Source organism: Pontiella sulfatireligans (assembly GCF_900890705.1).
Lineage (GTDB): Bacteria > Verrucomicrobiota > Kiritimatiellia > Kiritimatiellales > Pontiellaceae > Pontiella > Pontiella sulfatireligans.
In genome coordinates, this window is record NZ_CAAHFH010000001.1 from 3,072,341 (window position 1) to 3,097,038 (window position 24,698).

The 24,698-nt window shown below is 55.8% G+C and carries 23 protein-coding genes and 1 tRNA gene; 9 read left to right on the top strand and 15 right to left on the bottom strand.

The features are described from left to right. Positions 1-2: 2 nt before the first annotated feature. The 6 genes from SCARR_RS10600 to SCARR_RS10625 all read right to left on the bottom strand — a co-directional run bounded on the left by SCARR_RS10600 (position 3) and on the right by SCARR_RS10625 (position 6,046). Positions 3-848, bottom strand: a complete 846-nt coding sequence (locus SCARR_RS10600) for a PTS sugar transporter subunit IIA (RefSeq protein ID WP_136061554.1) — start codon at positions 846-848, stop codon at positions 3-5. A gap of 158 nt (positions 849-1,006) precedes the next feature. Further along, the gene (gene gatB, locus SCARR_RS10605; RefSeq protein WP_136061555.1) at positions 1,007-2,431 is read right to left on the bottom strand and encodes an Asp-tRNA(Asn)/Glu-tRNA(Gln) amidotransferase subunit GatB; all 1,425 of its coding nucleotides are present in this window, start codon (positions 2,429-2,431) and stop codon (positions 1,007-1,009) included. Between the two features lie 27 nt (positions 2,432-2,458). Continuing rightward, a complete protein-coding gene (gene gatA / locus SCARR_RS10610; protein WP_136061556.1) occupies positions 2,459-3,922 on the bottom strand; it encodes an Asp-tRNA(Asn)/Glu-tRNA(Gln) amidotransferase subunit GatA in 1,464 nt (487 codons plus the stop codon). 7 nt (positions 3,923-3,929) lie between these two features. Continuing rightward, the gene (gene gatC / locus SCARR_RS10615; protein ID WP_136061557.1) at positions 3,930-4,226 is read right to left on the bottom strand and encodes an Asp-tRNA(Asn)/Glu-tRNA(Gln) amidotransferase subunit GatC; all 297 of its coding nucleotides are present in this window, start codon (positions 4,224-4,226) and stop codon (positions 3,930-3,932) included. A gap of 81 nt (positions 4,227-4,307) precedes the next feature. Beyond that, a complete protein-coding gene (locus SCARR_RS10620; protein ID WP_136061558.1) occupies positions 4,308-5,102 on the bottom strand; it encodes an exosortase-associated EpsI family protein in 795 nt (264 codons plus the stop codon). Further along, positions 5,072-6,046: an exosortase/archaeosortase family protein gene (locus SCARR_RS10625; protein ID WP_136061559.1), complete on the bottom strand. Its 975-nt coding sequence runs from the start codon at positions 6,044-6,046 to the stop codon at positions 5,072-5,074. The genes SCARR_RS10620 and SCARR_RS10625 overlap by 31 nt, the downstream gene beginning before the upstream one ends. Before the next feature lie 245 nt (positions 6,047-6,291). Here SCARR_RS10625 and SCARR_RS10630 point away from each other — a divergent pair. Next, positions 6,292-6,366 (top strand) — tRNA-Gly (locus SCARR_RS10630). Positions 6,367-6,502: 136 nt separating this feature from the next. On the opposite strand, the gene SCARR_RS10635 is transcribed toward SCARR_RS10630, so the two are convergent. Together SCARR_RS10635 and SCARR_RS10640 are read right to left on the bottom strand one after the other, a co-directional pair. Beyond that, a complete protein-coding gene (locus tag SCARR_RS10635; protein ID WP_168433228.1) occupies positions 6,503-7,147 on the bottom strand; it encodes an EF-hand domain-containing protein in 645 nt (214 codons plus the stop codon). Between the two features lie 97 nt (positions 7,148-7,244). Then, entirely contained in the window at positions 7,245-7,718 is a 474-nt protein-coding gene (locus SCARR_RS10640; protein WP_168433229.1) for a GtrA family protein, read from the bottom strand. 415 nt (positions 7,719-8,133) lie between these two features. Here SCARR_RS10640 and SCARR_RS10645 point away from each other — a divergent pair, with 415 nt between their 5' ends. From SCARR_RS10645 to SCARR_RS10675, 7 genes are all read left to right on the top strand, one after another. After that, entirely contained in the window at positions 8,134-9,450 is a 1,317-nt protein-coding gene (locus SCARR_RS10645) for a replication-associated recombination protein A (protein WP_136061562.1), read from the top strand. A 263-nt stretch (positions 9,451-9,713) separates the two neighbouring features. After that, complete coding sequence (locus SCARR_RS10650) at positions 9,714-9,968, top strand: hypothetical protein (RefSeq protein ID WP_136061563.1); 255 nt, start codon at positions 9,714-9,716, stop codon at positions 9,966-9,968. Further along, positions 9,965-10,348 carry a type II toxin-antitoxin system VapC family toxin gene (locus SCARR_RS10655; protein WP_136061564.1) on the top strand — a complete coding sequence of 128 codons (384 nt, stop codon included), beginning with the start codon at positions 9,965-9,967 and terminating at the stop codon, positions 10,346-10,348. Before SCARR_RS10650 ends, SCARR_RS10655 begins: the two co-directional genes overlap by 4 nt. A 21-nt stretch (positions 10,349-10,369) precedes the next feature. Continuing rightward, positions 10,370-10,942, top strand: a complete 573-nt coding sequence (locus tag SCARR_RS10660; RefSeq protein ID WP_136061565.1) for a 5-formyltetrahydrofolate cyclo-ligase — start codon at positions 10,370-10,372, stop codon at positions 10,940-10,942. A gap of 129 nt (positions 10,943-11,071) precedes the next feature. Continuing rightward, positions 11,072-12,631 (top strand): ribonuclease Y, encoded by a 1,560-nt coding sequence (rny, locus tag SCARR_RS10665; protein ID WP_136061566.1) that lies wholly within the window; start codon positions 11,072-11,074, stop codon positions 12,629-12,631. A 98-nt stretch (positions 12,632-12,729) separates the two neighbouring features. Beyond that, positions 12,730-13,347, top strand: coding sequence for a uracil phosphoribosyltransferase (gene upp / locus SCARR_RS10670; RefSeq protein ID WP_136061567.1), 618 nt, complete (start codon positions 12,730-12,732; stop codon positions 13,345-13,347). Between the two features lie 30 nt (positions 13,348-13,377). After that, positions 13,378-13,818 carry a superoxide dismutase [Ni] gene (locus SCARR_RS10675; protein WP_136061568.1) on the top strand — a complete coding sequence of 147 codons (441 nt, stop codon included), beginning with the start codon at positions 13,378-13,380 and terminating at the stop codon, positions 13,816-13,818. 67 nt (positions 13,819-13,885) lie between these two features. On the opposite strand, the gene SCARR_RS10680 is transcribed toward SCARR_RS10675, so the two are convergent. Both SCARR_RS10680 and glgA read right to left on the bottom strand, forming a co-directional pair. Continuing rightward, a complete protein-coding gene (locus SCARR_RS10680) occupies positions 13,886-14,317 on the bottom strand; it encodes a YraN family protein (protein ID WP_168433231.1) in 432 nt (143 codons plus the stop codon). Then, positions 14,301-15,755, bottom strand: coding sequence for a glycogen synthase GlgA (gene glgA / locus SCARR_RS10685; RefSeq protein ID WP_136061570.1), 1,455 nt, complete (start codon positions 15,753-15,755; stop codon positions 14,301-14,303). Before glgA ends, SCARR_RS10680 begins: the two co-directional genes overlap by 17 nt. A gap of 24 nt (positions 15,756-15,779) precedes the next feature. Between glgA and rnr the strand changes: the two genes are divergently transcribed. Next, positions 15,780-18,011 (top strand): ribonuclease R, encoded by a 2,232-nt coding sequence (rnr, locus tag SCARR_RS10690; protein WP_136061571.1) that lies wholly within the window; start codon positions 15,780-15,782, stop codon positions 18,009-18,011. 3 nt (positions 18,012-18,014) lie between these two features. On the opposite strand, the gene SCARR_RS10695 is transcribed toward rnr, so the two are convergent. The 5 genes from SCARR_RS10695 to SCARR_RS10715 form a co-directional block, all read right to left on the bottom strand. Beyond that, a complete protein-coding gene (locus SCARR_RS10695; RefSeq protein ID WP_136061572.1) occupies positions 18,015-18,329 on the bottom strand; it encodes a hypothetical protein in 315 nt (104 codons plus the stop codon). Positions 18,330-18,424: 95 nt separating this feature from the next. Further along, positions 18,425-18,871 carry a divergent PAP2 family protein gene (locus tag SCARR_RS10700; RefSeq protein WP_136061573.1) on the bottom strand — a complete coding sequence of 149 codons (447 nt, stop codon included), beginning with the start codon at positions 18,869-18,871 and terminating at the stop codon, positions 18,425-18,427. Positions 18,872-18,917: 46 nt separating this feature from the next. Then, the gene (locus SCARR_RS10705; protein WP_136061574.1) at positions 18,918-21,446 is read right to left on the bottom strand and encodes a hypothetical protein; all 2,529 of its coding nucleotides are present in this window, start codon (positions 21,444-21,446) and stop codon (positions 18,918-18,920) included. Next, positions 21,447-23,237: a DUF4340 domain-containing protein gene (locus SCARR_RS10710; RefSeq protein ID WP_136061575.1), complete on the bottom strand. Its 1,791-nt coding sequence runs from the start codon at positions 23,235-23,237 to the stop codon at positions 21,447-21,449. It abuts the gene before it with no gap. Positions 23,238-23,249: 12 nt separating this feature from the next. After that, positions 23,250-24,683, bottom strand: coding sequence for a GldG family protein (locus SCARR_RS10715; protein WP_136061576.1), 1,434 nt, complete (start codon positions 24,681-24,683; stop codon positions 23,250-23,252). Between the last annotated feature and the right edge of the window lie 15 nt (positions 24,684-24,698).

Below are 24,698 nucleotides of genomic sequence, written 5' to 3' on the forward strand. Positions count from 1 at the left end.
GCCTATTTGAAGGTTTTCTTGGTGGCTTTGATCAGCGCCTTCCAGAGCTCTTCCTCGGTGGCGGCGGCCAGCAATGCTTCGCTGGCGCCCTTTTCGCGGAAGGTGCGCGACAGGCCAGAGATAAGCTTCAGATAGAACGCACTGGTGGCCGTTGGGATCACCACAAAGAAAAAGATCCGGGTCAGGGTACGGCCGGGGCCGCCGAACTTGACGCCTTTCTTATGGATGCCGACGGCCATGGAAAGCCCGCCGCCTTCAACCCCGCGCACGTGCGGAAAGGCCAGACTGTTATCGACCGCCGTGCTGATAATGGCCTCGCGCTGCAGCGCGAGGTCGAGCAGGTGGGCTCCGTCGTCTACAAAATTTTCTTCGGCCATGCGGGAGCAAATTTCGCCCAGCACCTCTTCCGGGGTGGTTCCTTTCAGCGATACCATCATGAGTTCCGGCGACGTGAAACGGGAAACCCCTTTCTTGCGCACTGCGCCGTAGGAACGGCTTACGCGCTCGCGGGAAATCAGCTGCTCGGGATAATAGAGAAACCGCGCGCAGTTCGGGCAACGGTTCAGGTCTTCGGCTTTGTGGACGCTCTGCACCATGCTCTTGGTCAGCCCCATGCCGCACCCGGTGCACAGCTCGTTGGCGACGGGAACAATGGCTTCGGGATGCTTCTGCACTAAGCGGTTGAAATGCGACCTCACCTGCTGCGGCAAATCCGCGCTCAGCAACTCGATCGACTTGCCCAGTTCTTCCAGACGGGCGTTCGGCATCGAAACTTTTTTCTGCATGTTGGCAACCACCAGTTCCTGCAACTGAATCAGCTGGTTAATAAGACTATGCGTAGTGGTCATAAATAATTCCTGTGGTTATCCGCTGTCATCGGTAGTAAAAAATACCAGCGATTTTTAATAAGGGAAGCTTAACACTCACAAATCCTTAACTATAGACAGCATCACCGGGATTCCGTTCGATCCCGGCTCATTAAATAGCAGCGTGCTAAAACCGGAGGCTATGCATCCAGTTTTTGCTTAAGCATTTGCATGACGGCGCCAGGATTGGCCTTGCCCCGGCTCGCCTTCATGACCTGTCCCATGAGAAAGTTGATCGATGCCGCGTTGCCCGCTTTGTATTCCTCAACCGGCTTAGGATTGTTGGCAATCGCTTCGTCGGCCCAGCCGTCGAGGGCCGAGTCGTCGGAAACCTGCGCCAACCCCTTGGCTTCGATAATGGCCTTCGGTTCGCCGCCTTCGTTGAAGATGGCCTCGAAGACCTGCTTCCCGGCGCCGGTGCTGATGGTTTTGGCATCAATCAGCGCAATAATTTCGGCGAGCTTCTCAGGCGTCACTTTGGACTCGGAAATGATCATGTCCTGCTCGGAAAGCAGGCGCATCATTTCGCCCATGATAAAGTTGGAAACCGCCTTGGCGTTCTTCGTGTGCAGCATGGCGCGCTCAAACCAGTCGGCAGTGGCCTTGTCCGCGGTCAGCACGCCGGCGTCGTATTCGGGCAGCCCAAGCTCGGCCACATAGCGGTCGCGGCGCGGCGCGGGCATTTCCGGAAGCTCGGAGCGCCACTGCTCCAGCTGTTCGGCGGCAACCTTCACCGGCATGAGGTCGGGTTCTGGGAAATAGCGGTAGTCGTGTGCGTTTTCCTTGGTGCGCTGCGTGAAGGTTTCGCCGCGGTCGGGATCGTAGCCCCGGGTTTCCTGCACCACCGATCCTCCGCTTTCAATCAAGGCGGTCTGCCGGTCGATCTCGTATTCGATGGCTTCTTTGATGAAGGCGAACGAGTTCATGTTTTTGATTTCAACCTTCGAACCCAGTTCCTTCTGGCCCACTGGGCGGACGGATACGTTGACGTCGGAGCGCATCTGCCCCTTTTCCTGATCGCAGTTCGAGATGCCGCCATACTGCATGATCTGCTTAACGGCAGCCATATAGGCCAGCGCATCCGCGGCGGAGCTCATGCATGGATTGGAAACAATCTCCATCAGCGCGGTGCCGGCGCGGTTGTAGTCCACCAGGCTTGCGCCCGCGATATGCGTGTTTTTGGCGGCATTTTCTTCCTGGTGGATCCGCTCGAGCGTGAAGGTCTTCATTTCGCCTTCGACCTCCACCGTCACCTGACCGCCCAGGCACAACGGTTCGTCGGCCTGCGTGATCTGGTAGTTTTTCGCCATATCGGGGTAGAAATAGTTTTTGCGGTCCCACTTGCTGTAGGGATTGATTTCGCAACCGAGCAGCATGCCGGCCTTGCAGCAAAGCTCAATCGCCTTCTCGTTCATGACCGGCAGCGCGCCGGGATAGCCTAGGCAGACTGGGCAGACGTGGATATTAGGCTCCGCGCCATACTCGCATTTGCAGGAGCAAAACATTTTCGTATTCGTCTTCTGCATGACATGCGTTTCGAGACCGATGGTTGCTTCGTATTTCATAATGCTTAATCCGTAATTCGTAATGCTCTACAGGGACGGGCGTTTTTTATGCCATTCGGTGGTTTGCTCGAAGGCGTGGCCGACTTTGAGAATGGTTTCTTCCTGGAAGGCGTCGCCGATGATCTGCAGGCCGATGGGCATCCCGTTGGAGGCAAAGCCGCAAGGCAGCGACAGCGCGCAGTTGCCGGCCAGATTGATCGGCGTGGTGAGAATGTCGTCGAGATACATCTTCAACGGGTCGTCGCTTTTTTCCCCCAGCTTGTAGGCGGGCGTCGGCGTAACCGGCGAAAGAATCGCGTCGCACTGCTTGAAGGCTTCGGTAAAGTCGTCGCGGATGAGCGTTCGGACCTTCTGCGCCCGCAGATAGTAGGCGTCGTAGTAGCCGCTGCTGAGCACATAGGTTCCAAGAATGATGCGGCGCTTAACCTCGGAGCCGAATCCGGCCGCGCGGGTTTTACCGTAGAGCTCAATCGGATCCTTGCCGTCGATCCGCATCCCGTAGCGGATGCCGTCGAAGCGCGCCAGATTGGCCGAAGCTTCGGCCGTCGCGATAATGTAGTAGACCGCAATGGCATACTTGGCATTCGGCAGGCTGACGTCGATAATTTCTGCGCCGAGGCTTTTGCAGTGCTCGACCGCGTCGCGCACGGACTGCTCAACTTCCGGATCCATGCCTACCACAAAATATTCCTTCGGCAGGCCAAGCTTCATGCCGGCCAGCGACGTACCGTTCGAGAGGTTCTTCGCAAAGGCCGGAACGTCCATCTCGATGGACGAGGAGTCCATCTTGTCGTGCCCGCAGAGGACTTCGAGCAAGATCGCCGAATCCTTCACCGTTTTGGTGAGGGGGCCGATCTGGTCGAGCGACGAGGCGAAGGCCGTCAGGCCGTAGCGCGAAACGCGGCCGTAGGTGGGCTTGACGCCGACGCAGCCGCAAAAGGCGGCCGGCTGACGGATTGAACCGCCGGTATCGGAGCCGAGCGAGGCGATCGCTTCGTCGGCCGCCACGCAGGCGGCCGAACCGCCGGAAGAGCCGCCGGGCACATGGTCGAGGTTCCAAGGATTGGATGTTTTCCCCAGCGCGGCGTTTTCCGTGCTGGAGCCCATGGCAAATTCATCCATGTTGACGCGGCCAAGCAGCACCGCCCCAGCCTCGCGGAGCTTGGCGATGACAGTGGCGTCGTACGGAGCAATATAGCCTTCGAGAATCTTCGACGAGCAGGTACAGGGCTGGCCCTTCACGTTTAGCAAATCCTTAATCGCCACGGGAATTCCAAGCATTGGAAGCTGGCTTCCAGCGGCGCGCGCCTCGTCGGCCGCCTTGGCCTGCGCCAGCGCATCCTCGCGGTCGATGGTTAAATAAGCGCCGACTTTCCCGTCGGTGGCGTCAATAGAGGCCAGCACGTCGTTGACGATGTCCACCGAAGTGCATGTGCCGGAAGCGAGCTGTTCAGTCAGCTCCGAAATTGTAAGTTTATGTAGATCAGCCATGGTTTTCCTACTGGTCGATGATTTTGGGGACGCGGATGTGGCCGTCGGAAGACGAAGGCGCATTGGCAACTACGTCCGCATGGTCAAGGCTCAAGCCGAGCTCATCCTTGCGGAGTACGTTGTAGACGGGAATCGCGTGGGCCATTGGCTCAACGCCTTCGACATCCAGCTCGTTGAGCTGCTCAACATATTGCAGCACCTGGTTGAGCTGGCCTTGGAAGAGCGCGGTTTCCTCGCTGGTCAGATCGATGCGCGCCAAATGCGCCACATAACCGACATCCATTCCTTCGTTTGCTTCGGACATTTTTCGGACCTCTTGTTCTCAAAAATAAAGCCCGCAGTATAAATAAACTGCGGGCGTTCGCAACTTCCAAGAGCTGGAAGATTAGTGGTGATAGACCTTCTCGCGCATGGTATCGGTGAGCAAATAAGGATAGACATGCTGAACAAAGTCGATGATTTCCTTTTCGTACTCCTTCCCCTCTTTCTCACGCGTACCGGACACGGCGATGTAGGCCCAGCGGTTTGCCTTGCTGCGCACGACACGGTCCCACGCCAGCCAAAACATGCGGCCGAGGTGGTACGGGGTTTCCCGGTCCTGCCCAACAAACCAATAGGCATAGTAGCCGTAGTACGGCACGTTTCCCTCAGCGGTGCGATAGGTTCGCGAAGTTTTAATGATCCGTATTTTGAGCGGATCTCGCCCTTCCAACGACACCTCTATCGTATGTTCGCCGTCGAGGTTGTTGCCCTGCCCTTTCAGGCAGCGTTGCGGGCGGTGAATACTGTCGCGAGCCGTTCCACTCAAGACGATCGAAGCAAACAGACGGGCGCCGGCGGCGTTGGTGTAGGCAGACTTTACGAATTCAGTGTCATCGGGAAGCTGTTCCTTTTCGGCACGCGCCATAGTAAACAGCTTCGATCCACAGTTGGGGCAAATATCCGGAATTTCCAGATCGCTGACATAAAAAGACGCATCGCGGTAGTCCTTGGCGCACAGCTCCGGGTTATGGCAGAAGCGCAGCTCGTTGCCGTCCCACCCCTCAACCTTGCTGGGGAGCGACATCTTAATGCCGGGAACAAAGTCAAGCTCTACGCCAACCGTGAAGGCCAGTGCAAAGATGGAAAGCGTCATCAGAACAACAATGCTCAGGAATGGCTTAAGTAGGCTTTTTTCCATGTCGAGAAAAGCTCCCTGTAGTTTACGTTTAGCAATTTTCCGAAACCGACCATCAGGCTGATCGATACGGTGAAGAGAACATACCCTGACCAGTCATGGTGCAAGCCCGTGCCGAACTGCTGTCCGGCCGTGATCGAAACAAGGGCAATGGATATGATGCGGCCAATGTTTCCGGCCACGGCGATAGGAATCGAAAAAAGGAACAGCAACCATTTTTTCGTGAAGGTTTGCTGCGTAAAATAGGCGTAGACAGCCGTTAGAGCGGTCATCGCCAGCAATGAGCGCAGGCCAGAACACGGCGCTTCCACGTTGAGCTGGAAGTAGGGCGACATCAATTGCGTCCCCACCCGCTCGCATTCAATGCCAAGCCCGTTGAGCATCGAATGGGCCATCCCTGTAGCAATATGTTGCAAGGGTCCCGACAACGAATCCAAAAAGTTCAGAGGCACGCAAAAAATGAGATAAGCGCAGGGGAAAACCAGCAGTTTGGCCACTTTCCATCCAAAGAAATAGAGCGGAATTCCCCACATCAAAAGAATCAGGCTCAACAGCGAAATACGGGTTTGCTGCATTTTCGCACCCAGCCAATGCATGGCCAACGCAGTGACAATCACCAGCAAGCCCATCTGGCATATCTGCTTCGGCGCGGCAAAAAAATCATCGCGCTTAAACCAAACTACCCCGAGGCTCACGAATGGAATCAAGTAGCCGTGCGAATAGTCGGCGCCGAACGACTGCTTGTCGCCCCAACGAGCAATCATCCAAGTGAACGCCGAGCTGCTTTGAACATTTTCCACCCGGTTTCCCATCAAATGGAACAAGACAAACAAAAACCCGATGATCACGGAAACGAATCCAATATTCATCATCTCGCTCTTAGACAGCGCGCCCAGGCGCCACCGGTCGCTCCATATTAATGCGTTCTTGGTTTTTAAACTTTGCATGCTCAATCTGCCTCTTCCATTAATTGCCCAGTTTATACCACCCTATCGCCTTTCAGATCAAGAACCGACACCCACCGCATGCAGGCGAAAAAAAACCATCCTCCACAAGAATAGACGATCCGCACAAACCGATGCAATCCACGGTGTTCGACCATAAATGCAGGAAACCGTTTAATTTTTGAAATATTTGTGCTTGCAAACAAAACGCGGATTCTAATAATGGCGCTTCCTTTTTTAAGGAAAAGGCGAGCGTAGCTCAGTGGTAGAGCTCCACCTTGCCAAGGTGGTTGTCGAGAGTTCGAATCTCTTCGCTCGCTCCAATTTAAACCCCGGTTTGCAGTGCAAACCGGGGTTTTTTATTTCCTCCTATTTCATAGAAAACAAAAAAACGGCACACGGGAGGGGAAGGTGCCCGTGTGCCGCCCCGGATTATAATCCAAATCCGGTATGAATGTTTTATTTGGAATCTTTCTTATGGCGCGCCGACATCTCTTTGCGCATCGCGTCCCTCTCGGCATCGCTAAGCTGCCCATCGCCGTCAGCATCGAATTTCTTCATCATTGCCCCACGGCTTCCGCCCTGGCTTTGCGGGCCTCCGCGTCCACCGCGCTTCTTCATCTCAGCCTGCATGGCAGAGCGCTCTTCTGTACTGATCTGGCCATCGCCATCGGCATCAAACTTTTTCATCATCTCTTCACGATTTCCTTCGGGGCCGCCAGAGCCTCCTCGTCCACCGCGCTTCTTCATTTCAGCCTGCATGGCGGCGCGTTCTTCCTGGTTAAGCTCGCCATCGCCGTCGGCATCAAACTTTTTGGTGATTTCTTCGCGAGAAGGACGGCCCTCCGCAGCTTCGGGGCGGGATTGCGGACGGGACTTCCTCATCTGCTCTTTTTCGGCATCGGAAAGAACTCCATCGCCGTCGGCATCAAATTTTTTCAGCATTTCCTCTTTGCTTGGTCGTTCACCTTTATTGAACTGCTGGCCTTTCTGCCGCCGGTTACCCTGCCCGCTTTCGTCACTCTCCAGCTTTGCTTCAGCCAGCGTCAACGTACCCATGACGGCCACGGCCATCCCTGCGATCTTCCATGCTTGCGTATTCATATGCATTACCTCCTTGGGTTTGATAGATGCATTTCGCTTGATGAGTGTAAAACGGAGGGATGCAGATTTTATTGCGCACTTTTTTAAAGCGGATCATTCAGCCGTGGAAGATGAAAAACTTGCGGGCAGCGTAGTTGATCAGGGTGGCCGATACGGCTTTGGCCATGTAGGAGAAACTCGTCGAGAGGCCAAAGACGCCGATCATCATCGCCCCGGCCTCCATGCCGATCACGATGCTGATGCCGGAAACCAGATAGAACAGGCCAAGCTCTTTCCAGCGGCTGTGCTTGCCGGCCTTGAACACAAAACGCACGTTCAGCACATACGCGGTCATATTCGAGACTAGAAACGCAATGCCGGTACAAATACGGAAGTTCACCACGCGGAGATGCTCATCAACCGGCGCCACCTGCAGACCGAAAATACGCACGAAAACATCATCTTCAGTCAGCGCGGGAAAAAAAAGCCAAGCCACAATAAAGAAGGTCACGACGTCAGCGGCAAACGCACATCCGCCACAAAATACATACTTTAGGAACTGAATCCCGGGATGATCCTTTTCATGCAGCATTTTTTTAAAAAAATCCATGAGCGTAAGGTATCTGGCCCAACGCTAATTAGCAATTTCCAACACAACAAAAGACCAGCCGCACCGCTTTTTTTCATGGTCTAACACCACCCAAAATGCTACCTTCTAAACCGAAGTTAAGGAAAAGGAAACTGCCCTACGTGGTTCGCAAAAATAGGCACTTCCTCTTACCCAATGATTATTAAAAGGGAGCTTATGCTTCGGACTGGCGCCTGCATGCCCTTGAAAAAGGGAGGGTTCCGGAGACCGGTCGGATTCGCACCCACATCTGTCACCACGGTGATAGAGGTCCGCCTAAAAGACGGCCAACGCGGGGTTCCTTTTCCTTAACTTCATTTTTCATTTGCAGCCGCGAATTCGCGGTTCTCTTTCCCCCAAAATCCGCTATCTTCCCTGCATGGATTTATTTTCCGGCCAACCTAAAGCATCGAAAGCCAAGGCTGGTGCAGGCACCGCGCCGCTGGCGGCGCGCATGCGCCCGCAAGTGCTGGACAACATCCTTGGCCAAGAGCACATTCTCAGCGAAGGCAAGCTGTTGCGCCGCGCCATCGAGGCCGACCGCTTCAGCAGCATCATCCTCTACGGTCCGCCGGGGTGCGGAAAAACCACGCTGGCCGAGGTGATTGCCAAAACGACCGACCGCCGGTTCGAGCGCACCAGCGGCGTGCTGGCCAACGTCGCCATCCTGCGGAAGATTCTGGAAGGAGCCAGCCATTGGAAAAAGATGAACGGGCAGGACACCATCCTGTTCATCGACGAGATCCACCGCTTCAACAAATCGCAGCAGGACGTGTTGCTCCCTTACGTAGAAAGCGGCGACATCATCCTGATCGGCGCCACCACGCACAACCCTTTCTTTTTCATCAACACCCCGCTCAACTCCCGCTCGCAAATCTTCCAGCTCCAAGCCCTGAACGAAGACGCCATCATCAACGTGCTTAAACGCGCGCTGACCGCCTCGACTGGGCTGAACGGGTTGGTCACGGCCAGCGACGACGCCCTCGCCCACTTGGCGGCGGTGTGCGAAGGCGATGCCCGCAGATCGCTGAACGCGCTGGAAATCGCGGCGCTAACCACGTCGCCGCAAGACGACGGCACCGTCCATCTGACCCGCCACGAAATCGAAGAGTCGGTACAGAAAAAGGCGGTGGTCTATGACCACGACGAAGACGAGCACTACGACACCATTTCCGCCTTCATTAAAAGCGTGCGTGGCTCCGACCCGAACGCGGCGGTCTACTGGCTGGCCAAAATGCTTTACGCCGGTGAAGACCCGCGCTTCATCGCGCGCCGGCTGATCATCTTGGCCTCTGAAGACATCGGAAACGCCGACCCGCGCGGACTAACGCTGGCCGTATCGGCGATGCAGGCGGTGGATTTTATCGGCATGCCCGAGGCACGCATTACCCTCTCGCAGGTAACGACCTATCTCGCCTGCGCACCCAAGAGCAATGCCGCCTACATGGCCGTCAACCAAGCCCTCAGCGATATTGAGAACGGCCGTACCCTCCCCGTTCCGAAACATCTTCAGAGTGGCCCGAAGCCCGACAAAGGCGATGTGAAATACCAATATGCCCACAACGGCGACGAGCACTTTGTCGACCAGCAATATGTTCCGACCGACAAGGTCTACTATGAACCGACCAGCCAAGGCTACGAAGACACCATCCGCAAACGCATTGAATATTGGAATTCGTTGAGAAAGAAAAAATAGACCTTTGGATTGCGCCGGGTGGTCTTTCGCAAGCTCAGACTCGTTATGCGTGATGCCGCTTTCAAACCTGTCCACTGACTCCCCGCAGAACGGGATGCCGATCTGCGGGGATTGATTCTCAGGTTGGTTTTTTTTCGGCTGGATATCAGCGCGTGGACTGTTTTTTTCGTTCGATGCGCAATTCGTCCACACATCCATCAATCCATCAATCCATCAATCCATCCGATTCTTGACATGCATGCACGCATGCATACAATGCATGCATGAATAAAAAAGAATCCATCCAGTATACGATTCGTTCGATTCCGTCTGAGGTTAACGAAGCGGTCCGTGAATATGCCGTTCGTGAGGGATGCTCCCTGAACCAAGCGGTCATTGAAACGCTGAAAAAAGGTTCCGGCACATCGGATCAAAAGCACCACGATCTCGATTTCATGGCCGGAAGCTGGGTGTCCGACCCTTCCTGCGAAGCCGCCCTGGAGGAATTCAACCGGATCGACGAGGATCTCTGGAAATGAGGCTCCTGATTGATACGAACCGTTATCGGGATCTCTGCGACGCAAAACCCGATGCCATGGATATGATCCAGAATGCCGACGGAATCCATATTCCCTTCATTGTGCTGGCGGAGCTGAGAAGTGGCTTTCTTTGCGGAACGATGGCACGGAAAAACGAACAATATCTCACCCTCTTTCTCAACAGCCCCCGAGTTACGCCTCTCTTTGCGGATGAAAACACAACCCATCACTTCGCGAAACTCTTTGCCCAGCTGCGCCTTCAGGGAACACCCATTCCAACGAACGACATCTGGATCGCCGCGCTAGCCGTTCAGCACGATCTTATTTTGTACTCAAGGGATCAGCACTTCGTAAACCTCCCACAGGTTGCAATAATTTAAATCTGCACTCCAACCATTCTTATGCCCCAAACAAAACAACAGCTCCGCTCCACCATCGCCGCCAAGCGCAAGATGCTGGATGCCGATTGGATTGAAGATGCGAGTGCGAAAGCGATCGAAAACCTTCAATCCCTCCCGGCCTTCCAATCCGCCAAGACGGTCGCGCTCTATATGGCCATCGGCGGGGAGGTTCGCCTTGAACCGCTTTTCGCCGAGTGTTGGCGGCTTGGAAAAACCACCTGCATACCGGTCTTCAACTCATCAACAAGACTTTATGAAATGGCGGAAATCACGGAAAACACCCGCTTCGAGACCGGAAACTACGGCATTCCCGAGCCTGTCGCCCCGAACCCCGTTGCCATTCAGGAAATCAACCTGATGGTCGTGCCGGGCGTGGCCTTCGATGCATCCGGAAACCGGCTGGGACGGGGCGGAGGCTACTACGACCGCCTGCTGGATGGCTTTTCCGGCGACATCGTGGCCGTGGCTTTCGATTTCCAGATTCTACCCCAAATCCCCTGCGACTCCTACGACAGGCCGGTTCAAATTATTGCAACTGAGACAAAAAATATCAAAGTTAGAAACGAACGTTAGACAAGAACCACTGTCCAGTATACACTGTACGTTCAAAAATTAAGGGGTCGCTCCACCCACTTATGGAATGCAGAACGGCATTTCGGGTTTTCTACGGGGAGTGGCTCAACCTGAAACTGGAGGTTTACCGTGGAAGAATTATTCGCAGGACAAGGCGTGTTGCTGAGTCTTGGTTTTTTGATCCTAGGCTTTTTTTTCCACGCCTACATCACTAAAACCAACGCTATTGCAGCAAGCAAGCAGGCCAAGGCGATTCTCGCTGAAGCCCAAAAAGAAGCCGACGTAATGCGTCGCGAGGCCAAAGTGCAGGCCAAGGACGCCGTGTTGCGTGCACGCGACAACTCGGGACGCGAATTCACCGCACAGCGCAAAGATATTCTCGATCTGGAAAAGCGCGTCGTTGAGCGGGAAAAAAACCTTACCGGCAAGCTGGACATGCTGAGCAGCAAGGAAATGCAGCTGGCCGGACGCCTGACCGAGGTTGCCGACCACAAAGAATCACTAATCGACAAGCAGAAGAAACTCGACAACCTCGTGGCCGAAGAAGTGCGTCGCGTTGAAGAGGTCGCCGACCTTTCCAAAGAAGACGCCCGGAAAACCATTATGAAGCGCATGGAGGACGAGCTCCAAGGCGAAGTCAACAGCCTGATCCGCCATACCCAGAAAGCCGCCAAGGAAACCGCCAAGAAAAAGGCGCGTGAAATCATAGCCACGTCCATCCAGCGCTATGCCGCCGAAACCGTCTGCGACATCACCACCAGCTCGGTCTCCCTCGCCAGCGACGACATCAAAGGTCGCATCATCGGCAAGGAAGGGCGCAACATTAAGTCGTTTGAAGCCGAAACCGGGGTCAACGTCTTGATCGACGAAACGCCGGAGGTGGTCGTCCTCTCCTGCTACGACCCAATCCGCCGCGAAATTGCACGCGTTTCCCTTGAACGGCTGATTGAAGACGGGCGCATCCATCCGGCGCGCATCGAGGAGACCGTTGCCAAAGTCAAGCAGGAGATCGACGACACCATCCGCAGCGCCGGCGAAGACGCTCTGTTCGGACTGGGCATCACCGGAGTTGCACCGGAACTGATGCATACGCTCGGCAAACTTAAATTCCGCACCAGTTACAAGCAAAACGTACTCGACCACTCCATCGAAACTGCCCACATCATGGGCACCATGGCCGCTGAAATGGGGCTCGACCCGAAAATCGCCAAACGTATTGGAATCTTCCACGACATCGGCAAGGCCGTCGACCACGAGGTGGAGGGCGGACACGCGGTGATCGGCGCCAACCTAATGCGCAAATACGGAGAAGACCGCATTGTCTACAACGCCGTCGGCGCACACCACGAAGACATGGAGCGCGAAAGCGTCTACGCCGTCATATGCGACGCATGCGACGCCCTGACCGCCGCGCGCCCCGGCGCCCGCGCGGAAGCCACCGACCTTTACCTCCACCGTCTGGACCAAATCGAAAAGATCTGCAACCAGTACGCCGGCGTCAAGAGCAGCTACGCCGTGCAGGCCGGTCGCGAGGTGCGCATCATGGTCGAACCGTTGAAGTTCAACGACCACGGCGCATCGCTGCTGGCCAAAAACATTGCCTCGGAGATCACCAAGGAAGTCAAAATCCCCGGCGTCGTGCGCGTAACGGTTATCCGTGAAACACGGTGCGTCGAATATGCAAAATAGGTCGCAAGTCAAATGGTTAAAAGTCGAAGGTCACTTGGTTCCGAAACGTTTCGACTTTGGACTTTAAGACCTTTGACCTATAGCGAACGGAGAGAGCCATGATCGTCGAACTAAAGCATCCGCTCGTCAGCCACCACCTTGCCGCCCTGCGCGACAAGGCCACCCCGCCCCATATCTTTCGCGAGCAGGTCCGGCGCCTGTCCCTGCTGCTCGCCTATGAAGCCACGGCAAAGCTGCCGCTCCGCCCCGTGGACATTGAAACGCCGATGGAAAAGATGGAATGCATGCAGCTCGCCTGCCGACTCGGCCTCGTACCGATCCTGCGCGCCGGCCTCGGCATGTCGGGCGCCGTACACGACCTGATCCCTCAAGCCGAAGTCTGGCATCTGGGCTTCTACCGCGACGAAGCAACGCATCAGCCGGTTGAATACTACCAAAAGTTTTCCAGCTCGCCCCCACCGATCGCCTTCGTGCTCGACCCCATGCTCGCCACCGGCGGTTCGGCCTGCGAAGGCGTTGCCATGGTCAAGGAGTGGGGCGTGCAAACCATTTCCCTGCTCTGCATCATCGCCGCGCCGGAGGGCATGGCGAAGGTCCAGGCCACCCATCCGGACGTCGATATTTTTACCTGCGCAGTTGACGAACACCTTAATGAAAATGCATACATCGTTCCAGGCCTCGGCGACGCCGGCGACCGTATTTTCAATACGCTTTAACGGATAACCCCAAACAAAAGGAATAGACCCATGAAGAAAGCAATTAAATATTCGACCATTATGGTCTTGTTTGCCGTTGCGGCTGTCGCCACGGTTCGCGCCCACTGTCAGGTCCCGTGCGGCATCTACGACGACCAAATGCGCATCCACATGATGGAAGAGCACGTGACCACCATCGAAAAAGCGATGAAGCAGATTGAATCCGGCCAAAACCAGAACCAGACCGTGCGCTGGGTGATGAACAAGGAAAAGCACGCCGATGAGCTCACTGAAATCGTGACGTACTATTTCCTCGCGCAGCGCATCAAACCCGACATGGAGCATTACGAAGAAAACCTAAAGACCCTGCACCAGATCATCGTCTATTCCATGAAGGCCAAGCAGACCACCGACCTAAAGAACGTGGAAAAGCTGACAGAACTCATTCATAGCTTGGAGCACACCTACTTCGGCGAAAAGCACCAGCACTAGCAAAATAGAATGGTGCTCCGCGCCGTTTGCTACGGTCGCGCGTGATACACGGGCCCGAAGGACCGTGCTACCACCAAAGCTTGTAGGCAGAGCCGAGCTGGAAGGCGTTTTCGATGTGCCGGATTTCCGGCGGATCGCCAGCCGGTTCGCCTATAACTTCGATCACATCAAACCGGATATAATCCGGTTTGATGTTTTTCTTTTTAAGGTAGGTCACGGCAGCGCGGGAAAGGCGTTTGCGCTTTTCCTTGTTCACGGCAGAAAACGGTCGCCCGTAGTTTTCGTTCTTGCGGGTCTTCACCTCAACAAACACCAGCACGCCTTCGTGCTCGGCAACGATGTCGAGCTCGTCGTGTTTTCCAACGCGGACGCGCTGTCCGGCCATCTTCCAGCCTTTGGATTTCAACAGCCGAACGGCCTGCTGCTCGCCCCATTTTCCGGAGGCTAAATGCGCGGGCTCGCTCTTCCGTTTGAGAAGTCGCTCAATCCACCGTTTCATTGCCTGAGAGAAGTTTTTCATAGAGGGCGATGTAGTCGCGGGCCATGTGCACGACCGAAAAATCCTGTTTCATGGCTCGCCTCATCAGGGTCTTCCATCGCGCGGCATTTTGGAAGGCCTTCAGCGCGCGCGTCAAACATTGGAAAAATGCTTCGGACGTATAGCCGTAAAACTTGAATCCAGTGCCGCTCTTCTGGGCATAATCGACAACAGAATCTTCCAGTCCGCCCACGCCGTGCACCAGCGGAATGGTTCCGTAGCGCATGCTGTAGAGCTGGTTCTGGCCGCACGGCTCGAACTCGGACGGCATCAAAAAAATATCCGCCCCGGCTTCGATCTGGTGCGCCTTTTCGCTGGAAAACTCAATCCAGACGCAAACCTGGTCAGGCCAGCGCTCCGCCCATTGGCGACAGATGTCCTCATAGTAGTTATCGCCGGAGCCCAGCAGCACGAGTTGTGCGCCGGTGCCAACGATTTTTTCGATCGAAGCCACCAGCAGATCGATGCCTTTTTGCGAAACCAACCGGGTAATGACACCCAGCAACGGAGCTTTCGGATCGGCCTTTAAGCCCGCGGCTTTTTGAAGCGCCGCTTTGCACACCGCTTTTCCACCTAGGTTGTTGACGGAATAGTTGGCCGGCAGATAGGAATCGGTTTCCGGGTTCCAGCGATCTGTGTCGATGCCGTTGAGAATCCCGTGAAGCACGGACTGCCGGTGATACAGCACGCCGTTGAGCTTGCAGCCGAACTTGGCCGTCTTGATCTCCTTGGCATAGGTCGGACTGACGGCATTAACCGCAGTGGCGCCGACGATGCCGCCTTTCAAGCAGTTGATCTCTCCGTAGAACTCCAACGTGTTCATCGTGTAGCAGCTGTCCGGAAGCTGCGTCATGTAAAACTTTTCAGCGGGCGCCCAGCCCTGGTGAGCCAGGTTGTGGATGGTCATCAGCGTTTTTTCATTCCCATTGCGGTAATAATCGCCAAGGCCGTGGCGCAGCAGCATTGGCACCAGGCCGGCCTGCCAGTCGTTGCAATGCACCACATCGGGTTTCATATTCCACTCGTCAATGAGTTTCACCACCGCCTTCTGGAAAAACAGGAAGCGTTCAAAATTGTCGGCATAGCCGTGATCGAGAGCACCGTAAATTCCCGGGCGGTCGAAGAACTCCGCGCTGTGGATGAAATAGGTGGTTACGCCCTTAAACTCCTGCATCCAGACCGTGCCGAAAAACCAAGCGTGCCCCAACGGGATGTGCAGTTCGACATCGCACTTTTTAAGGCCGTATTTTTCACGGTCGATGTCATGGTAGAGCGGCATCATGCGGATGGCCTCCACGCCCTGCTTGGCCAGCGCTTTGGGTAAAGCCGCGCAAACATCTCCTAGACCGCCCGACGATGCGAATGGTACGATCTCGCTGCTTACAAAAATGATTTTCATGTTAGTAATGTAAAGGAAACACGAATGAGCTTCGATACGCAAATCCTCCAATTTATGTCCGCAACTGGCTACCGTCCGATGAAGCAGCACGAGCTGGCCAACGCCTTGAATATTTCCTCGAAAGGCCAGCGCACCGATTTTCGGCACGACCTCTACGCGCTCGAAGACGCCGGAAAGGTCAGCCGCCTTCGCAAAAACCGCTGGGGGCTTCCCGACACGGCGAATCAAGTGGCCGGGACGATTAAGATCATGCCCAAAGGCGGAGCCATCTTCATCCCGGAGCAGGAAGGTGAATCCGAAATCTACATTTCCGAGCGCAATACCGGCGTTGCCCTGCCCAACGACAAAGTTTCCATCGAGGTGTTCCACTCCGAATATGCCGAACGGCAGCGCGAGCGGCGCGGACAGAAGGATCTGCGCGCCGAAGGGCGCGTACTCCAGGTGCTGGAACGAGCGAGCGACCAAACCGTCGGGCTGCTTAAAAAGACCCCCTACTACTGCTACGTCATTCCGGATGCACCCGGCTTCAAACACGACGTACGAATCGACAACGCGCAAAACATTGCAGAAAACCACAAAGTGCTCGTCAAGCTCAACGCCTGGGTCGATCCATTCAAGCCGCTCACCGGAAACATCATCGAAGACCTTGGCGAGATGTCCACCCCCGGCATCGATGTCGACAGCCTGCTGGCCGATGCCGGCATCCGCGAAGAGTTCCCCGATGACGTTGTTGCAGAAGCCAACCGGCTATCCGGCGAAGTCACCCCCGAACGCATGGAAGGCCGGCACGACCTGCGCGATGCCTACACGTTCACCATCGATCCCGAAACCGCGCAGGATTACGACGATGCCGTTTCGCTCGAACCGCACTCCGCCGGGGGCTGGCTGCTAGGCGTCCATATCGCCGACGTCTCCACCTATGTCATCCCCGGCTCGTTGATCGATAAAGAGGCCTTCAAACGCGGCAACAGCATCTATCTGGTCGATCGCGCCGTCATGATGCTGCCCAAGGAGCTCACCACCAAGGTGTGCAGCCTGAACCCGAAAAACGACCACCTCACCCATTCCGTCGAGCTGCACCTCAGCCCCGAAGGCGACATCCTCAGCTACGAAAGCTTCCCCTCGGTGATCCACTCCAAGGCGCGGCTCACCTACACGCAGGTGCAAGAGTTTATCGACGGCAAGCACGACCACGGCATTCCGGAGCACGTGCTGCGCCGGCTGGAAAACCTCTGGCCGCTGGTCCAGAAAATCCGCGCGTTACGTGTAGCCAACGGCTCAGTGGAAATCAATACACCCGAAATTGATATCAAGCTGAACGACCAAGGCAAGGTTGAAAAAATGATGCCGCGTTCCGAGTCGAAGGAAGCCTACCAGCTAATCGAAGACTGCATGCTGCTCGCCAACCGCGCGGTCGCAGAAACCCTGATGGCGGCGGGAAAACCCGCGATCTACCGCATCCACGAAGAGCCCGATGAAGAGCAATGGGCCGCGATGGGCATGGAACTGCAGGCGCTCGGCATCGCCGCGCTTCCGCAAGACCGGCAGGACATCAACCAAGCCATTAAGCTCGCCCAAGGCACTGCCGTGGAATACACCGCCAACCTCGCCATCCTGCGCAACTTTAAACGCGCGGAATATTCGGCCACGCAGATCGGCCACTTTGGCCTGGCCTTCGACGACTACACCCATTTCACTTCGCCGATCCGCCGCTATCCCGACCTGCTCGTGCACCGCCTGCTCAAGGCCGTAGAACTCAACCAGCAGCTGCCGCTTTCGATGGATAAGATCGAGATGATCGCCAACCACTGCAACGAAACCGAGAGAAAAGCCGACGAGCTTGAAAGAAAGAGCACCGAAAAGAAGCGGATGGAGTACTACAACGAAATACTAAACTCGCCGGAAGCGGCAAAGTTCAAGGGCTACATTGTTTCCATTAAAGGCAAGGGAATGATCGTCGAACTGCCCGACTCGCTGCAGCGCGGGATGGTCACCTTCGCCTCCATCACCTCCGACTGGCTGGTGGCCAACGAAGAGCTGACGCAGGTCTGCACACGGGGCGGAAAGGTGAAGTACACCATTGGAGAAGAGGTGGAAGTGGCGCTGGCCAAGGTCGACACCGCCCGGGGCTTTGTCGATTTCATCCTCGCCGACCAAGTGGCCCAGCCGGCGCGGCGCGAGAAGAAGCCACGCGTCCAGCCCGATATGAAAACAGGCCGATCGAGATCCCGCGGCAAGCATCGCCGCCGGAAATAAGCACTACCCCGCTTTGTGAAGGGCCACGGTATGCTTGGACTGTAGAAAATGAAGCGCCAGCAGGCAGGAGCTGCGGTGCTTGCAGATCATCCCGCAAAATTCAACACGCCACTGTTCGCCGCGCGAAACGCTGTCGTAGCGGGAATAGTCCTCTTCCGCGTCGTCCCAGCTAATGCAGCGCCCCTGTTTTTTCGAGAGCTCAAGCCGGTGCATGTCCACCGCACGGCGGTGCTGCACGATCTCCCAATCAATCAGTTCATGCACTCCAGTACAATGCGCGTGCTGCGCTTCAGGTTTTATAGTCTGTTCATTGATCATAATTCATCTCATGCACTCATTAGAACATCTAGAAAAGCATCAGGTGTGCCAGCCTTTGAACATTAACTCATAGACGGCGGATGAAGGAAAGCGCACTAAGGATGGATATAGCGGAACGCAGCAAAGGCCGCGGCAATTCCGGTGAGCATCCCCATGAACACCTCGAAGCGGGTATGGCCGAGCAATTCCTTGAGCTTGGTCTCCGAAAACCGGTGCGTGTGCAGCAGTTCATCGACAATTTGATTAAGCAGCTTGGCCTGCTCGCCGGCGGCCTTGCGCACGCTTTGGGCGTCGAACATAACGACAACGGCAAATGCAACGCCCAGCGCAAAGATCGCCGAATCGAAGCCTTGGCACAGGCCGAGGGACGTCGCCAGCGCCGAGGCCATGGCGGAGTGCGCGCTCGGCATGCCCCCCGTACTCACCATGTAGCTGAAATCGAGCCGTTTGCTTTCAACGAGGCAGCAGACCATCTTGATGGTTTGAGCAACAAACCAACCGGACAGGGCGGCCCAAAAACTTGGATGCAGACCATGATTCATAGTTTAAATTTTCCTTTGCCGGTTTGTTGCGCCGCACCAGCCGGCTCTATTCCTTGCTCCGGGAAAACAGTTTCGAGATGGTTTTTGGGAAGGCCTTCAAGCGCCACGAAGGCTTGGTAAAGGGGCCGTCCAGTTTGACTTCAAGCAGCCTGGTTACCGGATAGGTCAGGATTTTCATAATCGTTCCCGCCTTTGTTCCGCTCAGGACCCGCACCCGGAGATAGGCATCGAACCCGGTTTCCGGGTTGTAGAGCCCCCGGCCGTCCGCGCTGATGATGTCCCCGCCGAAATGCGTATCGTCAGATGATATATTCCCGTCCTCAATGAGAAAGCTCGAACGCAGATCGGTAATTGAAAAAACAGAAAAGGACGGAAACATCTTGCGCACCAGCCAGGAAAAACCCTTGAACAAAGGAAGATCCGCCAGCTGTCCTTCCGTAATGTTCAGAACCCCCTTTCCTCGGGCGGAGGCAAAGAAGTTGGTTGAAAAATCGGCATCGAAATGCAACGAACCGGCCATGCTTCCCGCCACCGTGACATCTTTGCTGTCGGGATTGAATGATTGAATGTATTCCTTGAAATCGACTCCAGTGAAATTCAAATCCAAGGTATAGGGGATGGCGTTGTTGGAAGGGTCATTGATCAGAACAAAATAGCCCTGCCCCGTTCCGCCGCAAAGGCCGTAATCCATATCGCTCACAATCATTTTAGGGCCTTTCCCCGAAAACATCGCTTTGAAACGATCTGTTCGCGCAAAGACAAACCGAACATTATCCGCCTCCATCGCAGCGGTAAAGTCGGTTTCCTTCATGGTTCCCCAGTCATAGGCGCCCTGGGCCTGGATCGACACAGCACCGTCACCGGTCTGCAAATGGCGTTTGAAAAGGTCCGTCCGGTGCACAATCAGGTTTTCAAGCGAAGCAGGATTCATCGTGGTGTCCACATCGAACCGGGCAATGCGCTTCTTGAAATCCACCGAGGCCGTGCCTTTTAGATAGCGGTGGCTCCTCATCAACGTTCCCGGATCGATGCGCAGCACGCCGTGCTTGTAGAACGTTGCAACATTGGCGGAGGAGCATTCCACCCCTTGAATGACGGCGTCCTTGGCCGTTCCGCTAACATCAATGAAAAAGCTGCTCCAATCCGTTATGTCCGCGCCCAGCTTCAAATGCAGCTTCGGGGACGCGTCCTTGAACTTGAAGCGGTCGATGACGTTGGTGGCAATCCGCACGCGGCTCAGCGAGCCCATGAGCAAGTTGGGATCAAAAGCAATATCGGCATCCACACCAAACTCATGCGTTCCGGCATCCCAGAACACCTCGCCCGCCGCTCCGCCGCCGTGCAGGCTGCTATTCAATTCATAAGAACGATGTTCCTGACCGCGCAGCCGTCCCGTCAGGCCGGTTAAATCAACGCGCTTTTCAGAGGTCGCCAGCTTCCCGTTCAGCGACTCAATCTGCAAATCCTCATAGCCGAAATCGTTGACGGAAAACGTTCCGGAGACATGTTCCAAAAGCTCCTTCGGCACCGCAGGCCCGAAATCAAGTTCGACACGGGGCAGGCTGCTGATGTGCAGCTGCAGCTTGACCAGAAGCTCATGGAACTTTTCGGGGAGCGCAAGCAGCGGCTGGGTGGAGGTGATCGTATTCTGGAGGGAGCCTTGCACCAGGTTCGAGTCAACGTCGTAGTCGCCCTGCAGCTCAAACGTCTGAAGGTTTTTAGTCAACGCCACCCGTTGCACCCGCAAATCGGGATACGCAAAACGGACAGCCAGCTCTGCGTTGGAAAATCCGACCTTCCGGATTTCAAGCGCTGTCGCCCGGGCCACAATGCTCAAATGACTGGCCTGCAAAAAATCCGCATCCAGCATGAAGCCGATTTCGACATCCGCCCCCTGCGGAAGCGAAAGGCTTTTGAGGCGGTCTTCCAGCCGTTGGAACTGAGCGGAACTCAACCGTACGCTGCGCGGCTCCACGGCGGGCTTAGCCTCTTTTTTCGCAAGCTTATCCTTTGCGGACGTCTCTTTTTCTTTTCGGAGAATGGAGCCGTTCACGGTGAAACGGGAGCCCAGCCAAGACACGTGGCCTTCCGTCACCCGTATGCGGTCGGGCATAAAATCCACACTGGCCTCAACCCCGGCGAAAGCCAGCGCCGGACTGCCCGCAGGAATTTCAACCCCCCACTCCAGCGCCGGTGTAGTTTTGATCGACTCCGCACGCAAATGAACTTTCCAGCCGTGGCTCCCCGTATCCCACAAGGCCTTCTGTTCATAAAAAAAAAGGCGCTCGGCCTGAAAGACCGGCGCGAGGTCATCCGGGTTATGGCTGAAATAGCGAACGTTGTCAGCACGCCAGCCTTTGAAGGTAAGCGTAACCTTTTCCACATCCACCGGAACGCCGGACGCATTGACCCTGCGCAATGCTTCGCGCAGGATGGGTTCCGGCACGCCGGCCGTATTAAGCACAACAAACGCCGCCAGCAGGAGCAGCACGCCAGCCACCAGAATACGCATAAAGACACGAACGCCCGTATAGGTTCCTTTGGTCAAACGACGGCCTAGATGAGGGCGTTTCATTTATTTCATTTCCGGCAAAAGAGCCTCTTCCTTCAAGAGCAAGTCATTCGACAGGGAGCCGACAAGCGACTTGTCGAGATAGAAGACCACATCCCGCCCCTTCACCATGGAGTAGAACCCCCTCGGGGTTTCGCGGCCAATAAGCAACACGCGGCCAAGCTCATTGGTGCCAGACAACCAAACATGCAGCTCCAGCTGCGGATCGGCCAAGCCATAAATGTCCAGCGATCGAGGATTGTAGGTTACATATTCGGAGGTCTTCAGTGCCGACAAGCGGCTTAAAAGCTTCTCGACGGCCACGGTGTCAACCGAAACATTTCCGTTCGTACCGACCGGATTAAACAAGCCATCCTCCCGGCGCTCTATAGCCTGCATGCCCTGCGTTTCCGAACCGACCGAAACCTTCTGGATCAACTCGCGGTTCAGCTGCCAAATGGAACGGTTCTTATACGTCAGCGGATCTGAAGCGGTTCCAGAGATTGAACGCAGATTGATTTCATATACGGCCGGTTCGCCAAAGCGCAGGATGCGCAGCCCGTCCCTTTTCCCGAAGTTAGGCAGCACCTGAACCTGATTGGTCAGGCCCAGCTTAGACGACCCAAACTCGAACGTCCAAGACGCGACCGCGGCATCGCCGGCCGCATTGTAGTCTATAATGACCGCCTCGTCCCAAGTCTTGATCAACCCGGCCACGGCGTCGGCATCGGCCGGCCAGGCCACCGGACGCACCACCATCCACCGTCCGTCCTCCATCCGCAGCTCCAGCACCTCGTCGCCAAAGCGCAGCGAAACATGGTCAACCTCCTTGGCAGGAATGGCCAGCACGCTGGCATCGCGGAAGCGGTCAACCGGAACATTCAGCAGATCGAGCACGGCAGACTTAAGCGCAAACACAGACGTGTCGTCCGCCCGGCGAGCGTAAACAAAACCCGGACGATCCGGAATTTCATCGCCCAGCACCAGCATTCGGGAGCTTCCATCCACGCCGCCCAAAGAGATCTGGCGATTCTCGCCCTGCAGCCCGTACACCGAAAAATCGGAAACGTTGTCGGCTATAAAGTCCTCGGAATCTTCGATGCGCAGACGGTACAAGCGCGCCAGATAGGCATCCACTTCTTTGGGTTCGGCCGGCGCCGACACCGGCTGCTGGACCTGCCAGTCCACCTGTGGCTCCTTGACCATTTGGATGAAGCCTCCGGCCCCACGGATTTCAACCCGCCGGACGCTGGGGGCATCGCCCGCAAACAACGTGCGGTCGCGCAGCTCTCCGGCCGAGGCCGGCACAATGGAAAACAGCACATCCGGTATCGTGTAGAGGGCTTCTTTTCCCTTTTCCTTTGCATAAACCATTTTGCCCAGCGGCATCTTCCGGCCAATCAGCCAGACATGGCGACCTTGGTTGTCGATGGCGTCAATCTCCAACGCAGGATGGTCAAAACCATATTCAGACTCGTCAAAACCGCGCATAGCCAAATGCTCTGGGGTGATGGTGGTGCCCTTGCCCATGGCATTGAGACCGGCCACCAAACGGTGAATCAGCGCGAGGTCGGCCCGCCCCATGCCGAGGGCGGCTCCACCCGTCATCCAAACGCCGTCCTCCTTGACGCACTCCACCACCGTATTGGTGCGTTTGAACTGAAGCGAAACCAGCGTCCCGGCATCCAGGTTGAACATCCGAATCCGCTGAAGCTCTTTAGCCGGAGTGCGCAAACGCCACGTTTGCTGCATCCAAATGAACGCGCCCAGCACAACGATGCTGGCCAGTAAAACCAATGTAGTACGACCTTTCATCCTTGCAGCACCCTATTTCCTTCTTCGATACCAAATAATTAAACCCATGCCCACCGCGACCAGCGGAATGGCAACAACATTAATCCAGAACAATTGCTTCAACTGCCCACGGGAGAGGCTAAGCTTAATCTCTTCGATCGGCTTCGGCGAAATGGCAATCAACTCTTCGCGGTCGAGAAGCCAATTCAACGCACTCATGAAAAAGTCCAAGTTGCCGCCCACCATGCTGCCGTTGCTCACAAAGTCCGAATCGCCGATCACAACCACGCGCGACGGCTTGATCTGCACATCTAGAAGCTCCTGCGCGGCGCCGCGCTCGATGGCCACCGCCAGCGTTATGGGCCCGCGCAGGTCGCCGGTCTCTTCATCAAACTTTGCATTGGAGTCGTCGACCTGCGTTTCCGACCAGCTTTTATCCGACGTCATCGCCAGCGGCGCAACGGAAGGACGGTCCTCCGCCACGGCGCCCTCCATCTCCCGGGCCAGCGGCTGCACCGAACGAGGCAGAATGAACTGGACAATCGACTGCATCCGCATGGTGATGGGATGCGGATTGTAGCGGCGGATGTGCACATCGCTGCCACGCAGCGTGTTTTCGAGATCCACCACAATATCGTTGCGAAGCCCGACCCCCCAGCGCTGGAGCATCGGCTCCAGCCCGGTTTCCTTCAGCGCATCGAGCATAACCATCACGCGGCCGCTGCGGTTGAGGTATTCTTCCACAAGTTCGACCTCCACCGAGCTCATCATCTGCGCCGGCCCGGCAATCACCAGCGCCGAAGCGTCTTCCGGAACGCGGTTTTCGGCGCTCAGCATCAGCTCTTTCACTTCTAGGTTGTCGCGCAGAATTTGCGTTCCAATCTTTGAAAATCCGGCCAGCTGGTCAAAATCGGTTACGCGCTTTTCGCCATGGCCCACTAAAAAATACACCAAAGGCGGCTCGCCTTGCATAAGCGAAAGGATGGCGCTTGAAAAGGCCTGCTCTCCCTTGAACGCCGTGAGCACCGGTTCCTTCCGGCCGTTCACGATCTGGCTGTCAGCGATATCGGCCTGGCGCACCACTTTGCTCGTCCCGTCGATATCAAACACCACCACCTGCGCCTCGGTCAGGCCGTATTTGTTGGCCAGTTTTTCCGTCCGGGCGCGGTCGCGGGCCGGATCGACCCACTCCACGTGGATGTTCCGGTTGTTATATTGGTATTCTTCCAGCAGGTTTTCAATGTCGTGGTAGAGCGCGTGCTCTTCCTGAAAAAACACAGTTATATCGACATCGTATTCCAGCTCGTCGAGCATCTGGAGGGTTTTATCGGAAAGTTCGTAATAGCTATGCCCGCTCCAGTTGCCGCGCAGCGGATTGGTCAAAGCAATGAAGTTGACCAGCTGCACGAGCACGAAGGCCAGCAGCACGGCAGCGAGAATGTTCAGGTTGGAAAAAATTCGTTTCATTTGATGGGGGTCCTT

Bases quoted from the DNA above. Each gene is read 5' to 3' on its own strand.
- SCARR_RS10645 (WP_136061562.1), top strand. From the start codon at position 8,134: ATGGATTTATTTTCCGGCCAACCTAAAGCATCGAAAGCCAAGGCTGGT.
- gatA (WP_136061556.1), bottom strand. From the start codon at position 3,922: ATGGCTGATCTACATAAACTTACAATTTCGGAGCTGACTGAACAGCTC.
- SCARR_RS10635 (WP_168433228.1), bottom strand. From the start codon at position 7,147: ATGAATACGCAAGCATGGAAGATCGCAGGGATGGCCGTGGCCGTCATG.
- SCARR_RS10675 (WP_136061568.1), top strand. From the start codon at position 13,378: ATGAAGAAAGCAATTAAATATTCGACCATTATGGTCTTGTTTGCCGTT.
- SCARR_RS10700 (WP_136061573.1), bottom strand. From the start codon at position 18,871: ATGAATCATGGTCTGCATCCAAGTTTTTGGGCCGCCCTGTCCGGTTGG.
- SCARR_RS10660 (WP_136061565.1), top strand. From the start codon at position 10,370: ATGCCCCAAACAAAACAACAGCTCCGCTCCACCATCGCCGCCAAGCGC.
- SCARR_RS10655 (WP_136061564.1), top strand. From the start codon at position 9,965: ATGAGGCTCCTGATTGATACGAACCGTTATCGGGATCTCTGCGACGCA.
- SCARR_RS10695 (WP_136061572.1), bottom strand. From the start codon at position 18,329: ATGATCAATGAACAGACTATAAAACCTGAAGCGCAGCACGCGCATTGT.
- upp (WP_136061567.1), top strand. From the start codon at position 12,730: ATGATCGTCGAACTAAAGCATCCGCTCGTCAGCCACCACCTTGCCGCC.
- SCARR_RS10620 (WP_136061558.1), bottom strand. From the start codon at position 5,102: ATGGAAAAAAGCCTACTTAAGCCATTCCTGAGCATTGTTGTTCTGATG.
- gatB (WP_136061555.1), bottom strand. From the start codon at position 2,431: ATGAAATACGAAGCAACCATCGGTCTCGAAACGCATGTCATGCAGAAG.
- SCARR_RS10680 (WP_168433231.1), bottom strand. From the start codon at position 14,317: ATGAAACGGTGGATTGAGCGACTTCTCAAACGGAAGAGCGAGCCCGCG.
- SCARR_RS10715 (WP_136061576.1), bottom strand. From the start codon at position 24,683: ATGAAACGAATTTTTTCCAACCTGAACATTCTCGCTGCCGTGCTGCTG.
- SCARR_RS10640 (WP_168433229.1), bottom strand. From the start codon at position 7,718: ATGCTGCATGAAAAGGATCATCCCGGGATTCAGTTCCTAAAGTATGTA.
- glgA (WP_136061570.1), bottom strand. From the start codon at position 15,755: ATGAAAATCATTTTTGTAAGCAGCGAGATCGTACCATTCGCATCGTCG.
- rnr (WP_136061571.1), top strand. From the start codon at position 15,780: ATGAGCTTCGATACGCAAATCCTCCAATTTATGTCCGCAACTGGCTAC.
- gatC (WP_136061557.1), bottom strand. From the start codon at position 4,226: ATGTCCGAAGCAAACGAAGGAATGGATGTCGGTTATGTGGCGCATTTG.
- SCARR_RS10650 (WP_136061563.1), top strand. From the start codon at position 9,714: ATGAATAAAAAAGAATCCATCCAGTATACGATTCGTTCGATTCCGTCT.
- SCARR_RS10705 (WP_136061574.1), bottom strand. From the start codon at position 21,446: ATGAAACGCCCTCATCTAGGCCGTCGTTTGACCAAAGGAACCTATACG.
- SCARR_RS10710 (WP_136061575.1), bottom strand. From the start codon at position 23,237: ATGAAAGGTCGTACTACATTGGTTTTACTGGCCAGCATCGTTGTGCTG.
- SCARR_RS10625 (WP_136061559.1), bottom strand. From the start codon at position 6,046: ATGCAAAGTTTAAAAACCAAGAACGCATTAATATGGAGCGACCGGTGG.
- SCARR_RS10600 (WP_136061554.1), bottom strand. From the start codon at position 848: ATGACCACTACGCATAGTCTTATTAACCAGCTGATTCAGTTGCAGGAA.